The 13,663-nt window shown below is 43.6% G+C and carries 11 protein-coding genes; 4 read left to right on the forward strand and 7 right to left on the reverse strand.

The window, feature by feature from the left end:
• Position 1: 1 nt before the first annotated feature.
• The 7 genes from ACXAER_RS08845 to ACXAER_RS08875 form a co-directional block, all read right to left on the reverse strand.
• A complete protein-coding gene (locus ACXAER_RS08845; RefSeq protein ID WP_474828444.1) occupies positions 2-649 on the reverse strand; it encodes an agglutinin biogenesis protein MshJ in 648 nt (215 codons plus the stop codon).
• Entirely contained in the window at positions 624-1,250 is a 627-nt protein-coding gene (locus ACXAER_RS08850; protein WP_474828446.1) for a PilN domain-containing protein, read from the reverse strand. The genes ACXAER_RS08845 and ACXAER_RS08850 overlap by 26 nt, the downstream gene beginning before the upstream one ends.
• On the reverse strand, positions 1,247-2,101 hold the full coding sequence (locus ACXAER_RS08855; RefSeq protein ID WP_474828448.1) for an agglutinin biogenesis protein MshI: 855 nt from the start codon (positions 2,099-2,101) through the stop codon (positions 1,247-1,249). Before ACXAER_RS08855 ends, ACXAER_RS08850 begins: the two co-directional genes overlap by 4 nt.
• A 226-nt stretch (positions 2,102-2,327) precedes the next feature.
• Positions 2,328-2,831, reverse strand: a complete 504-nt coding sequence (locus tag ACXAER_RS08860; RefSeq protein WP_474828450.1) for a hypothetical protein — start codon at positions 2,829-2,831, stop codon at positions 2,328-2,330.
• Positions 2,832-3,061: 230 nt separating this feature from the next.
• Positions 3,062-3,643 (reverse strand): phosphoglycerate mutase family protein, encoded by a 582-nt coding sequence (locus ACXAER_RS08865; RefSeq protein WP_474828452.1) that lies wholly within the window; start codon positions 3,641-3,643, stop codon positions 3,062-3,064.
• A gap of 148 nt (positions 3,644-3,791) precedes the next feature.
• The gene (gene glpD, locus ACXAER_RS08870) at positions 3,792-5,339 is read right to left on the reverse strand and encodes a glycerol-3-phosphate dehydrogenase (protein ID WP_474828454.1); all 1,548 of its coding nucleotides are present in this window, start codon (positions 5,337-5,339) and stop codon (positions 3,792-3,794) included.
• Between the two features lie 370 nt (positions 5,340-5,709).
• A complete protein-coding gene (locus ACXAER_RS08875; protein WP_474828456.1) occupies positions 5,710-6,468 on the reverse strand; it encodes a DeoR/GlpR family transcriptional regulator in 759 nt (252 codons plus the stop codon).
• 159 nt (positions 6,469-6,627) lie between these two features.
• On the opposite strand from ACXAER_RS08875, the gene glpK reads away from it, so the two are divergent.
• The 4 genes from glpK (at position 6,628) to ACXAER_RS08895 (ending at position 13,652) form a co-directional block, all read left to right on the forward strand.
• Positions 6,628-8,112, forward strand: a complete 1,485-nt coding sequence (gene glpK / locus ACXAER_RS08880; RefSeq protein WP_474828458.1) for a glycerol kinase GlpK — start codon at positions 6,628-6,630, stop codon at positions 8,110-8,112.
• 305 nt (positions 8,113-8,417) lie between these two features.
• Complete coding sequence (locus ACXAER_RS08885) at positions 8,418-11,231, forward strand: TonB-dependent receptor (protein WP_474828460.1); 2,814 nt, start codon at positions 8,418-8,420, stop codon at positions 11,229-11,231.
• A gap of 125 nt (positions 11,232-11,356) precedes the next feature.
• Positions 11,357-12,889 (forward strand): tryptophan halogenase family protein, encoded by a 1,533-nt coding sequence (locus tag ACXAER_RS08890; protein WP_474828462.1) that lies wholly within the window; start codon positions 11,357-11,359, stop codon positions 12,887-12,889.
• Positions 12,890-12,902: 13 nt separating this feature from the next.
• On the forward strand, positions 12,903-13,652 hold the full coding sequence (locus ACXAER_RS08895) for a SapC family protein (RefSeq protein WP_474828464.1): 750 nt from the start codon (positions 12,903-12,905) through the stop codon (positions 13,650-13,652).
• Positions 13,653-13,663 lie beyond the last annotated feature (11 nt).

Genomic DNA, 13,663 nt, shown 5'->3' on the forward strand with positions numbered 1-13,663 from the left:
CTTAAAGCGAAATGAAGGTAGCGTTATTGCTTACTGTCGCTAACCCCAATGTCAATGATGCACTGGGATATTCGTCGACGTTATAAACGAAGTCAGTCACAATGACTTTTTCTGGTGAAGCTTGAAGACGCGCTAGATAACTGCGTAAATCAAAGTAACGTCCCTCGATCACTAAGCGCATACTGTGACGATAAAATGATGTACTTTGAGACTCACCTTCGCCAAAACGAATGGTTTGCGTAGGTTCTACGTTAAAATTAACCAAACTCACATTGTTTTCTTCATTCAATAGCGTCATTAGCAACTCGGGCATTCTGTCGGCAGCCACGAAGCCTTCGTTCAATGAAAGTAGCTCATCGTCTACGCTCAGTAGCACTTTTCTCGCGCTATCTAATTCTTGCTGCATCCGTTGCGTGTAATCGACAGACAGTGCTTGCTGAATGGCATCCCTCTGAATAACCAGCGCCTTGTACTCGCTTTCTTTTCGAGTAAGGGTTTTATCTGCACCAGACATGCCATCTAGCGCGGGCGATATGCCGAACCAGAAAAACAGATAAACAATAAGGCCAAAGCTAACCCACAAAATAAGTTGCTTTTCTCTGTTCTCGAGCGCAGAAAACTTATCAGAGAGCTGTTGATACTGACTCATCAGCGTCTCCTTCAAAATCGGTTGATATTAAAAATTGCTTCACGTTTTCAGCCCCGTCTACTTCATCAAACTTCACGGACGAAAATGACTTGCCCTGAAAGAAAGGTGACTGCTGTAACTTCTTTAACCAAACAGGAATAGACGACGGTGCCACCGTTTGCCCTGACAAACGAATTTTCTGGGTATCTATGTTTATGCTGGTAAGCCAAAGGTTCTGGTTGTGATAGTTGGCTAAGTCGTCCATCACTTCGCCATACTTGGTTGCATCAAAAGACAGCTCTCCGCTTTCTAAATAGGCAAGCAATTGCTTTCTGTTTTCTATCTTGGTATTCACTTGCTCAAGCTGCTGCTCAAGCGTTTTGGTATCTCGCTTTTTCTCTAGGGCATCATTGAGTGATTTAATCTCATCATTGATTTCGCGTGTCGATGCCGACATCTCTTGTATTTTTTCTTGTTTCGCGTTTAGCAACACGTTAAAAGCCACAACAGCAATGAGCATTATGGCAAACGCCACGCCATTTACCCAAAGCACCTTTGATAGGGGCAAGCGCTCTTTTTTAGGCTTAAGCGATGGATGGTAAAGGTTTATTGTGCGTTTCACTGTGCCTCCCTCGCTGCAACAAGCGCACTGGCCAAAGCAAAGTGGCAAGTGGGATCAACAACATCAGCTAACTCGAGCTCCGGCACGAACTTTTTCATAGCCGCAGGCTGAAACGGCTTTAAGCGCTCTATTACAGGCTCGCAATCAAACTGTGTTCTGAACAAAATTTCTTTTAGCGGTGGCTGTTTTAGCTGTGACTCATAGAAATCCATCGAGCGCTGTATTTCTAATCCAAGCATGTCGCCTAACTGGACTAAATCTTCTTCGGCGGCGTTTTTTTTGACAAAGCCTCTCAATCGTCGCGATAGCCAAATAGCACGCGAACGCACTATCATCAAAAAAGGTTCGCTATTGGGCTCTTGAATAATGAGTAATCGCGCATAGTCATCATCAGGTACCATTTCTGTAGCCAACACTTCTTTGGCGTGAATATGAGTGAGCTTTACCTCTTTCTTTTTCGATAAACTTTGAACCAGCGCGGAAAGCGAGGATTTATCTGCAGCAAACACATCAACTTTTTTATTGCCGGCGCGAGTTTGAACTGGGTAGTCGATGTAGTCCAAAACAATATTGCTAGAATCAAACGGAACCAACTCGCCAAGGGTCCAAGGGAGCGCGGTTGTAATGTCTTCTTCAGGCACTTCAGGTTTATCGACCTGTACCATGTGGTACATTTCTTGTGAAAGCACAACAGATAATCGACACGTTTCCTTCTCGAAATCACGCAATACGTCACTTAATTGCGTTACAAGAGGTTGTAGATTATCGAAAGGAACAGACGCAACAGAGCTGAGTACATGACCACTGTTTCCAAAGTCAACAGCGGCAATATGTAATTCAGTAGCACTCACAGAAACACCTACTGTGAGCGTTGTATTGTTCTTTTTCGAAGAGAATAAGCTAGAAAGCATATGCCTACTTAATTCATTAGTGTCGAGTATTATCTTATTATCAACAATACCTCAAGATGTCAGTTTGTGACATGGCGCTAACTAAAAAGTAGACTAATTATCTAAATAAACCAAATACCTACATAGGCGATCATTTATATTAATATGCATTGGTATGAAGACCTTACTAGCCTTTTAAGTCCATAACTGAACCATTTGCGGGATAGTAATCGAAGTAGGTTCCTCTACTTAAGCTGTAACGGCACCAATAGTTATCTTCATTTATTTCAAGCTCGGCGTAGTATCTTGCATGCACTTTGAATCCGTCGACACGTAATGGGGATGCCACTATTGATGACCAAATTTTTTCACATCCAGCATCTGACATGTCAGCTGTCGGCCACCCATTGTGGTTCATACGCACTGGTGTTCGGTTAATTTCGCTGCCTGAGTCATCATAGTGAATAAGCATTATCATAGTGGTAGGCTGGCGCACTCGCCATTGCCAATGTGAAGAAACAACGTGGCGTTTAAACGTATCGAAACGCTCTGCAAGAGCTTCTGTTGTCGTATCTGCTTCATCAACGTGAAAATTGTTAATTGCTACCCCCAATGCTACCGCGAAAATAACGGCAATAGACGCTTTAATAACGTTTTTAGTGGTGTCTGAGTCTTTTTTATTTTTGTTCATTTGTGAATTCTCAGCTTATAACTGAAGTAATAAACCTTGTTTAGCCTCGGTGTTTGTCGCTATATGCAAAACATGAAGCGGCTGTAGCAGGCGAAAATCGACTTGGCTATGTTCTTAGTTTATCGGCATTGTTAATAAAATATGAAGTATTATCAGTTCGCAAAGAAACTTGAAGGAAACCTTTAGTCTACCTCGTTCACCAGTATCAATGATTGAAGTACGACTCTTAGTTAAACGGCTTTTTGTAGGATAGTAATTCCCCAGAAATCACTGTCTTTTTGCTTCAGCTGCCATCCGCTTTTCATAAGCACTTTTCGCGTATAGTAGTTCGTCATGCTATGTCCAAACAGAACCACTCTAGGGTGTGTTTCGCTAAGCTTATTAATATGCAATGAAAGTTTTTCAACCCGCTTTTTAGCATATTTAAAACTCTCAAAGCGGCCTTTAGCTCCCATAAACCAAAGGGCCCGACTCAGCAAAACCCAGTGCCAACTGCGTAAAGTGAAAGGCAGCTTATAATAAGGTATATCCATTTCTCTCAGTTCCGGTAGCTCTTCGTCAACTGAAGTTGCCCCATATTGGGCTGCTGTTAACTTTGCTCTCAAAAGCGGACTGACGGCGATATAGCTACCAGATATATCTATTTTTCGTTTAGGTTGGCTGGCTGGGTCAAGGGGAGATTTATTGTAGTTACGCACCCAGCTTGCATAATCCGCGGCATTCACTTTCTCATTGTGGGCTGAAAGTGGCTTTCCGTGGCGAATGAAAATTACTTCTTTGACTGCACTTTCTTTCACGACATCCGTGTTCATATTGTGTCCAGTTAATAAAAGCTAACGATTTCGCTAGCGTAAAGGGTTCTATGAATCGTTATTTTCTTTATACAGCGGGAGCATACGGAACGAAGGGCGTGAGCTTAAACGCAACGCCCTTTGTACATACTGAAGCGAATGAACAAAGTTACGCACTCGCTAATACTGGGTCAATAGCTTGTTGTTCGCTATCAAGGGAGTGAGCTTTTTGCTCAATGTATTGCGATAGCGCCTCTTGTTGCGCTTTGTTTAAACGCAATCCATGCTTAGTTCTGCGCCAAATAACATCTTCCAGAGTACATGCCCACTCACTCTCAATTAAATAGTCTACTTCAGCGCGATACATGCCTGCGCCAAAGTCTTCTCCCATCTCAGCAATTGACGATTTTCCTTTTAAAAATTTGTAGCTTAAAAGGCCATATTGACGCGCATAACGTTGAGCAATATCTTTGTTCAACCACGGGAACTCACCAATTAACTTATCTACAAGCTCGCCTTGGCTTTCGAATGCGCCACCTGGTAAAGGGACTTCCTTGGTCCATGCTTTTTTAGCTTTAGGAAAACAAGTAACCAGTTTGTCTACCGCATGCTCAGCTAATTTTCTGTAGGTCGTTATTTTCCCACCAAAAATATTGAGCAACACAGGCTTACCTGTCTCACCTTTTAGCTCAACTTTGTAGTCTCGCGTTAACTCTTGAGCAGAAGCATTCTTTTCTTCCAGTAAAGGTCTTACGCCACTGTAAGAGTGAACGATATCGCTTAGGGTAATTTTTGATTTAAAGTATGTGTTTACCACGTCAATTAAGTATTCGGTTTCTTCATCCGATATAGCAGCATCTGATGGGTTGCCTTTGAAGTCTTCATCAGTAGTACCTACCAGCGAGAAATCCCCTTCATATGGGATAACAAAAACAATACGCCCGTCTTTGTTTTGCAGTATGTATGCTTCATCAGTATCGTAAAGTTTCGGCACAATGAAGTGGCTACCTTTCACCATACGCATAGCATTTGGGTTGTTAACATTTACTAAACGATCTAAGAACGATACCGCCCAAGGGCCTGCAGCATTGACAATAGACTTAGCCTTTACTGTAAACGTTTTCCCTTTTACCGTTTTAAGTTCAACACTCCACAGGTTGTCTTGCTTTTCAGCTTTCACACATTCAGTGCGGGTGTAAATTTGTGCGCCTTGGTCTTGTGCGGCTAGTGCGTTCAACACCACTAAGCGTGCATCGTCTACCCACCCGTCAGAATATTCAAAACAAGTTGTAATATCGCTAACTAACGGGCTTTCGCTTGTAGTCGACAACTTACGCGAACGAGGGAGCATGTTGCGTTTCGCCAGTGAATCGTAAAGGAACAAGCCAATTCGAATCATCCACGCTGGGCGTAAATGCTTTTGATGCGGTAAGCGAAAGCGCAAGGGCCACATAATATGAGGGGCTTTTTGAAGCAATACTTCCCGTTCCGCCAATGCTTCTTTTACTAAACGGAACTCGTAATGCTCTAGATATCTAAGGCCGCCGTGAATGAGCTTACTACTTGATGAAGAGGTGGCGCCAGCAAGGTCACCTTTTTCACATAATGCTACTGAAAGCCCACGTCCTGCAGCGTCTAGCGCTACGCCAACACCGTTAACGCCGCCGCCAACGACTAAAACGTCGACTGTTTTTTCAGATTCATTGCTGTGACTCATAGTTTGCCCCTGCTCGTATTCACATTTGCTTTATCTAATGGTTGGCTATTTGACAACCAAAAAGAAAACATGTCAACACAAAACGAACATTAACGAACATTAAAGAAAGTTAAATGAACCCAATTATACGTTAACTTGCTGGTAGATAATGCAAAGGAAGAATGTAGGGTTTAACTAATCTACATACGCTGAGTCGCATGTTTGTAAATACAACTAGATGAGTGAATCAATACAAAACCATGTGCAAGGAACACTTGGCAACGCAGCAACGCAGCAACGCAGCAACGCACAACATTATCGAATGATAAGGCTAGTCCAGAATTATGACAGATCTGTGATTATGACGATAAATGAATAAGACAACTTATAGTTATGCTTTTACAAAAGTAATGTTATTTTCTTTTATAATTTTGCCTATGCTTGGTGGTGGTGTTTTGTCGCAAACTAAGCAGTCGACTTGTGATATATGGCCTTGTTCAACCATAGCGCGGCGTTCAAATTTACTGTAGTCGGCCGCAAGAATCACGTGCTGAGTGTGCTCTAAAATAGCTTGTGAAACTTTAACTTCTCTAAAGTCAAAGTCTAATAACGCGCCGTCTGAACTTATACCGCTTATACCGATGATTCCGTAGTCCATGCGAAACTGACTAATAAAGTCACAGGTTGCTTCACCAATAATACCGCCATCGCGATACCGTACTTCACCTGCGGCGATAATCACCGAGAAGTCTTCTTTAGCAGATAGGATTGTCGCTACATGAATGTTGTTTGTTACTACATGTAGGTTTTTATGATTAAGCAGCTTAGTGGCAATAAGCTCTGTTGTAGTACCAATATTGATAAACAAAGACGCACCATCGGGAATCATGGCCGCAACCGCTTCAGCAATTTTTTCTTTTACTTCACTGTTTTGCGTTTTACGTTCTTGATACGGTGTATTTTCCCAGCTTCTGTTTAAACCCGCACCGCCGTGATAACGACTGACTACACCAGCATCAGCCAGTTGATTTAAATCTCTTCGAATTGTCTGAGGTGTAACGTCACAAGCACTCACCAAATCATCAATAGACATAAAGCCCTGTTGCTTTATTAGCCCAACAATTTTTTCGTGTCGTTGCGTTTGGTTCATCACACATCCTCAAAATAAAAATCGATATTGATTATACGTGCTTAAAGAGGAAGTTCCCACGATAAAACGAAAAGCAAATGTTCGTTTTCGAAAATATGCCGTTGTTAAACATCTGTAAATGATGCAAACTCTATGAAAATTATCTTCAGGAGTGACCTTATGGGACAACATATTCTTGCCATTGATCAAGGCACAACAAGCTCTCGCAGCATTATTTTCTCTGCAAAAGGCAGTATAGAGGCCATCGCTCAACAGGAGTTTTCTCAAAAGTATCCTAAAGATGGCTGGGTTGAACACGACCCGGAAGAAATTTGGGAAAGCGTTGTCGCTACCCTGAAGGAAGTTTTTAACAAATGTAATGTAATCCCGTCTGACGTCGCCGCTATTGGTATCACAAATCAGCGCGAAACCACGCTAGTTTGGGATAAACAATCAGGAAAGCCTGTCTACCCTGCAATCGTTTGGCAAGATAGACGTACAGCGCAATACTGCCGAGATTTTAGCGAAGACGAAGAATTTGTATCGTATATAACAGAGTCGACAGGGCTTTTACTTGACCCTTACTTCTCAGCAACCAAAGTCGCGTGGATACTAGATAACGTTGAAGGCGCCCGAGAGAAAGCCGAAAGTGGAGAGCTTCTGTTTGGTACTGTGGATACGTATTTAATTTGGCGCCTGACAGGTGGTGAATCACATAAAACTGATGCCACAAATGCGTCTAGAACCATGTTGTTTGATATTCATAAACAATGTTGGGATGAAAAGCTCCTTAATCAATTTAATATCCCAGCTTCAATGCTGCCGGAAGTTATGGACTGTGCAGCAGATTTCGGGGTAATTAAAGAAGACATTATCGGAAAAGCTATTCCTATTCAGGGTGTTGCAGGTGATCAGCAGGCCGCCTTGGTTGGTCAGGCTTGCTTCGAAAAAGGCATGGCAAAAAGCACGTACGGAACTGGATGCTTTATGATCCTTAACACCGGTGACGCCCCTCTTCAGTCAAAAAACCGCTTACTTACCACGGTAGGTTACCGACTTAACGGCAAAACCACCTATGCATTAGAAGGCAGTATTTTCATGGCTGGCGCGACCGTTCAGTGGTTACGTGACGGACTTAAATTAATTGATGATGCTGCAGAGTCAGAGGCCTTAGCGCAACGTGCAAGACGAGATAACGGTGTGTTCTTGGTTCCCGCATTTACCGGCTTGGGCGCGCCTTATTGGGACCCAGATGCCCGCGGAGCTATTTTAGGGCTAACTCGAGATACAGGAATAAGCGAAATCGTGGCTGCAGGCCTGCAATCAGTTTGCTATCAAACTAAAGACCTTCAAAAAGCGATGGAAAGCGACGGAGCACGTCCAACGACCATTCGTGTAGATGGAGGCATGTCGCGTAACGACTGGGTTATGGGCTTTTTGTCAGATATTTTGGGTGCTGAAGTAGAGCGCCCTGAAATTACCGAAACTACTGCGCTTGGCGCAGCTTTCCTTGCCGGGTTACAAGCAGGTGTGTTTAGCAGTATTGATGATTTAACTCAGTGCTGGAAAAGCGATAGCGTTTTCACCCCAAGGCTATCAAAGCAAGAACGTGATCAGGCCTATGATGGTTGGAAGGCCGCTGTAGACCGTATCCGCTGCAGTTAATTTCTCCTTATTTTTCCTATTGTTAATAAAGTGCGGTTATATACCGCACTTTTTTTATACAAAAAAAATTTTTATAACATTGTAATTACATTGTCATTTTGTGCTAGTATTGGATCCAAGGTAAACGTTTCACCTTTTACCTTGAAATAGAAACGTTATATTTTTCATAAAGTTACAAATAATAATCGAGAAAATATAACGTTAAATGTGTAAAAGTAATGTTAATAAGCTTGATCCGCACATACTAAAAACGTAATTTAAGTGCAAAGTACGTTAAAACGTAGCCTACTCACGGAGAAAACACAGTGACACATAAAATTAACACATCACAGTTAGGCCCAATTGCGAAACGCTCACTTTTAGGTGTTGCTATCGCCTCTGCCCTACACGCACCGGTAGCATTTTCGCAAGACGCTGACGCGCAGAATGTAAACGATGCACCTGTTGAAGTTATTGAAGTTCGCGGCATTGTAAGCAGCTTGAAAAGAGCAATGTCTGATAAGAAAGAAAACTTAGCTGTTTCAGACGGTATTGCAGCGGAAGATTTAGGTAAATTCCCAGATCTAAACGTTGCTGAATCACTTCAGCGTATCACTGGTGTTTCTATCGACCGTAACGGTGGTGAAGGCCAAAAAGTTACGGTACGTGGTTTCGGCCCACAGTTTAACACGGTACTTGTAAACGGTCGCCAACTCGCTACTGACGACGCTGGCCGTGCATTTAATTTCGACGTACTTGCTGCTGACCAAATTACTGGTGCTAACATCTATAAAAGTGGCGTTGCGAACCTTCAGTCAGGAGGCATCGGTTCAACAATCAATGTTTCAACTGCACGTCCGTTTGACTATGATGGTTTTCAAGCAGTAGGTAGTGTTAAAGGTGTTTATGAAACACTATCAGAAGAAACCTCTCCTCAGGCTTCATTCTTGGTGAGTAACACATTCGCCGACGACAAATTCGGTTTACTTCTTGCGGTCTCTCACCAAGAGCGTCAAGTTCAAATTAACCGTATCCAAACAGCGGGCTGGCGTCCAGGCCTAACGTTGTCAAACAGGAACGACGGTGTCATCGCTTCAAACGTTTACCTTCCTCGAAACTGGGATCAGGTTGTTGACCAGCAAGATAGAACTCGTACCAATGCGTCGCTTGTAGCACAGTTCGCACCATCTGACGATGTAACCATTACCTTAGACGGTTTCGTATCGAAATTTGAAGTGGATTCACAAGTAACCGACCTAGCGTCTTGGTTTGAGCCAGACCGCGTAGGTTCTGCCACTATTTCTGAGTTTGGTACGGCTGTACAATTTACGCAGGAAATTGACTTACACCAAGGTAGCGGTAATCCAGCATCTGACTTCGTATCGTCTACCCGTGGTGTACGTGATGTTACCAACAAAGGGTTCGGTTTAAATGTTGATTGGCAAGTAACTGACGCCCTTTCAGCAACGTTTGATGTATCAACATCTGAAGCGGAAAACGACGTTGCTGGCGAAGGTCGCTTTAACGTTGTAGGTATTATTAACAACTACGAGTTTGACAGCACAGGTGGTACACCTACTGTAATTCACGATGGCTTTGGCAATGGTCAATTACCTGATATTTCGCTAAACCGCCTTCACTATAATGACTTAGGTAACGTTGTTGCGTCTGAAGACGAAGTAACAGAGTATAAAGCTGATTTCACTTATTTAGCTGATTCTGACGTTTTCCGCAAAGTTGACTTCGGTATTTTGCGTTCAGAGCGTGAGAAGTTCGTCTTCCAAGAGTTTGCATCACAATGTGCATTCTGTGGTTATGGCACAGCAGCACCAATCGATGAGTTGAACATTCGTCCGTTTACTGCGAACAACTTCTTCAGCGGTTTAATTGACACTTGGTATACTTACGACGGCGATGCTTACCTAGATTACCTTGCTTCTCAAGGCGCACCAGTAACACCAACGTTGCAAAATAACTACTACAACATTGAAGAAGACGTTACCGCGCTTTACGCTAACTTCGAATTTGGTTATGACATCGGTGATATGCCGTTAACCATGAACTTTGGTGCCCGTTATGAAGAGACAAGCGTAGCGGTTTCCGCGGTACAAGCGTTTATTGCTGATATTGTACCTACCTCAGATCTCACGCTATTTAGAAACGTTTTTGGGCCTGCAGAAGATATTACCGGTACATCTTCATATTCCAACCTTTTACCTAGCTTGAATGTTAAGTTAGAAGTACAAGAAGACATGATTGTGCGCTTCTCACGCTACGATTCTTTGACACGCCCTACGATGTCTCAGATGTCTCCGGCGACAACGTATGGTGAGCCTCGTCGACAAAACCTTCAGGCAAGCGGTGGTAACCCTGATCTTAAGCCATTTAGCGCTGAAAACTGGGATCTATCGTTTGAATGGTATTACAGCGATGATTCAGTATTCTCGTTTGCAGTATTTAATAAAGAAGTGGAAGACTTTATTGTTACGCTTGGTGGAACTGAAACTTACACATTGTTTAATCGCTCAGGTCCCGACTTCCGTTGTACAAGCGACCCGTTGTGTGAACCAGGATTGTCACTCGATCCTCAAAACCCTGAGCGTGACGTAGTAGCAACAACTGATGAACTCAATGGAGCTACCGAAGATTATACCGTTACTCGCCCACAAAACGGCGAAACAGCTACGGTGAATGGTTACGAAGTGGCTATTACTCATGTTTGGGATAACGGCTTTGGTGTAACCGCTAACGCTACTGTCGTTAACAGTGATGCGGAAGTATCTGGCGATACAACACAGACGTTTGCGCTAGCAGGTCTTGGTGATTCACAAAACCTTATCGTGTTCTACGAGCGCGATGCGTTCCAGGCACGTGTAGCGTTCAACAACCGTGAGTCGTTCCTATTTGCACTAGATAACACTGAAGTTGGCGGCGCGACTGGCGAGCCAATTACGACTGAAACCTATGGTCAGTGGGATGTAAGTGCAAGTTACGACATCAACGAACACCTTACGGTATTTGTTGAAGGTATTAACGTGACTGAAGAAGAGCTTACGCAAGTAGGTCGCTTCCCAGACCAAATTTACTCAATTGAAGACAATGGTGCTCGCTACTCTGTAGGTATCCGAGGCTCATTCTAAGATTTGTGTGTGTGTTTTGGCAGGGGTAAAACCCTGCCATTTATCCATAAGCCTATTGGCAAAACGAGTACGTTTATGGATAAATGTAGAAAACAGTCATAATTCCATTTAAGCAGTGTTGTTTCATGAACCATTCATCTAATACATCTCTAAAACAACGTATTGTCATCGTAGGTGGCGGCACCGCTGGCTGGCTTACAGCCGCTATCGTCGCGGCTAAACACAAGGTAGCAATGGGTGAATGTGGCCTAGACATAACTTTAGTCGAATCCAGTGACATTCCTACTGTCGGCGTAGGTGAAGGAACCTGGCCAACCATGCGCAACACGCTGAAAGACATTGGCCTGTCTGAAAAAGAAGTATTTAGACGCTGCAGCGCTGCATTCAAGCAAGGCGGTAAGTTTGTAAATTGGGTAAATGGCGACGGCGACTTTTATTACCACCCGTTTACCGTTCCGCTAGGTTATGGTCGCGTAGAAATGGCCCCCTATGTAGGCGATATTGCAAATTTTGCCAATGCCACTAACTTTCAGCAGCACGTGTGTGAGCGCAATATGGCGCCTCGCACCCTCAGCGAACAAGAATACAGCAGCGCGCAATCGAACTATGCGTACCATTTAGATGCTGGCGCATTCGCTGACATGTTACGGGACTTCAGCAAAACGGAGCTAGGCGTTAAACACATAGTCGCCACGGTAGAAAGCGTAGCCGCAACCTCAAACGAACATATCGAAAGCCTTACGCTTAACAACGGCATGGTTTTAAACGCCGATTTGTTTGTCGACTGTTCTGGCTTTCGCTCACTATTGCTTGGCGAAACCCTTGGCGAAAGCGTTATTTCCACAGACGATGTGCTATTTAATAACTCTGCCCTTGCCCTTCATGTACCCCACGAGGAAGACTTCGAAATAAAGCCCTATACCCAAGCAACAGCACAAGAAGCAGGCTGGATTTGGGATATTGGTTTGTCTTCAAGACGAGGAGTAGGCCATGTTTACTCCACCGAATTTACTACCGATGAACGGGCGGAAGAAGTATTGCGTGAGTACGTTGGTGACAAACACGGTGATTTGAAAGCGCGCACCATTCGCTTTAACTCTGGTTACAAGAAGCGTATTTGGAAGGGAAACTGCATTGGCGTAGGCCTATCCGCGGGGTTTGTAGAGCCGTTAGAGGCAACAGCCCTCATGCTTATTGAGATTTCAGCACGTTATATTGCAGAGCAAATGCCGCTGCCCGTTTCTGCTATGCCTATAGTCAGCCAGCGCTTTAACAAGCAAATGAACTATCGCTGGCAGCGCATTATCGACTTCTTGAAACTCCATTATATTTTCAATCAACGCAGTGAACCTTACTGGGTTGCCAATCGCGACGCGGCTTCTATCCCCGATTCTTTAAAAGAAGATTTAGAAATTTGGAAGTATCGCGGCCCTCAAATTGCTGATTTTTCAGCGGCAATAGAGCTTTTTCCTGCCGCCAGCTATCAGTACGTACTATATGGAATGGGATTTTCTCCAGATTTTTCTTTGCAGTCTCATTTCTACAACGAACGTGACCTAGCTGATAAAGTGATTCAACAAAATCAGCTAATCACGCAGCAAAAACTAAGCAGCTTACCTAATCACCGCGACTACATTGAGCAGTGGTTGGCAAGCTAACGAGAACTATAATATGCCAACATTTGAAACCTTATCGGCTGATACCCACAGCGCTCTTACTATTGATGAGAGCAAGCTTGCTAGTACTTATTCGAAATTTCACCTTCTCAACATTGAGATAAAGGAAGCCGTTCAAGCATCTAGCGACTTTCCTCTGTTTTTCAGTAAATCTACTGAAGCGCAGTATTGGACAATTTCCGCCCTGTGCGGGCTAGCCCCCCAAGAAAACGTATTTGAAACGCAGGGTACATGGCTTGGTCATTATGCACCGCTTAGTCTTCGCACCTTACCTTTTATCGTTCGACTAGGAAATGACGCTCAACAGCAAGAAGTTTTAGTTGATGTCGACTCGCCGGCCGTTTCTTCTGAAAACGGTGAAGCGCTCTTTTTGTCTTCAAAGCGCCCTACTGCGTACTTAGATAATAAAAAGAAATTGCTGGATGAGCGTGTTACCGCCATGCAGCAAACCGCCGTAATGATGAATCAAATTAGCGAGATGGGGCTCATTCATACTGTTGACTTGATAATAGAATATAAGGACAACACCCATCAGCGCGTGGGCGGATTAGCTACTGTGAATGAACAACGTTTGCAAAACCTTACCGGTGAAGAACTGGCTAGTTTGAATCAAAAGGGCCTGCTCAACGTGCTTTTCAATATTCTTGGCTCTATTTTGCAAGTGAACCGCGTTATCCGTCTTCATAACACTAAATTCCCTGATCGCGCTGTAAACAACATTAAGTTCGAAACCAGCAAGTCATAACTATCCTCTAG

The organism is Alteromonas sp. AWJ4_199, assembly GCF_056159165.1.

Coding starts and splice junctions, on each gene's coding strand:
- glpK (WP_474828458.1), top strand. CDS start 6,628: ATGGGACAACATATTCTTGCCATTGATCAAGGCACAACAAGCTCTCGC.
- glpD (WP_474828454.1), bottom strand. CDS start 5,339: ATGAGTCACAGCAATGAATCTGAAAAAACAGTCGACGTTTTAGTCGTT.
- ACXAER_RS08860 (WP_474828450.1), bottom strand. CDS start 2,831: ATGAACAAAAATAAAAAAGACTCAGACACCACTAAAAACGTTATTAAA.
- ACXAER_RS08865 (WP_474828452.1), bottom strand. CDS start 3,643: ATGAACACGGATGTCGTGAAAGAAAGTGCAGTCAAAGAAGTAATTTTC.
- ACXAER_RS08875 (WP_474828456.1), bottom strand. CDS start 6,468: ATGAACCAAACGCAACGACACGAAAAAATTGTTGGGCTAATAAAGCAA.
- ACXAER_RS08845 (WP_474828444.1), bottom strand. CDS start 649: ATGAGTCAGTATCAACAGCTCTCTGATAAGTTTTCTGCGCTCGAGAAC.
- ACXAER_RS08895 (WP_474828464.1), top strand. CDS start 12,903: ATGCCAACATTTGAAACCTTATCGGCTGATACCCACAGCGCTCTTACT.
- ACXAER_RS08890 (WP_474828462.1), top strand. CDS start 11,357: ATGAACCATTCATCTAATACATCTCTAAAACAACGTATTGTCATCGTA.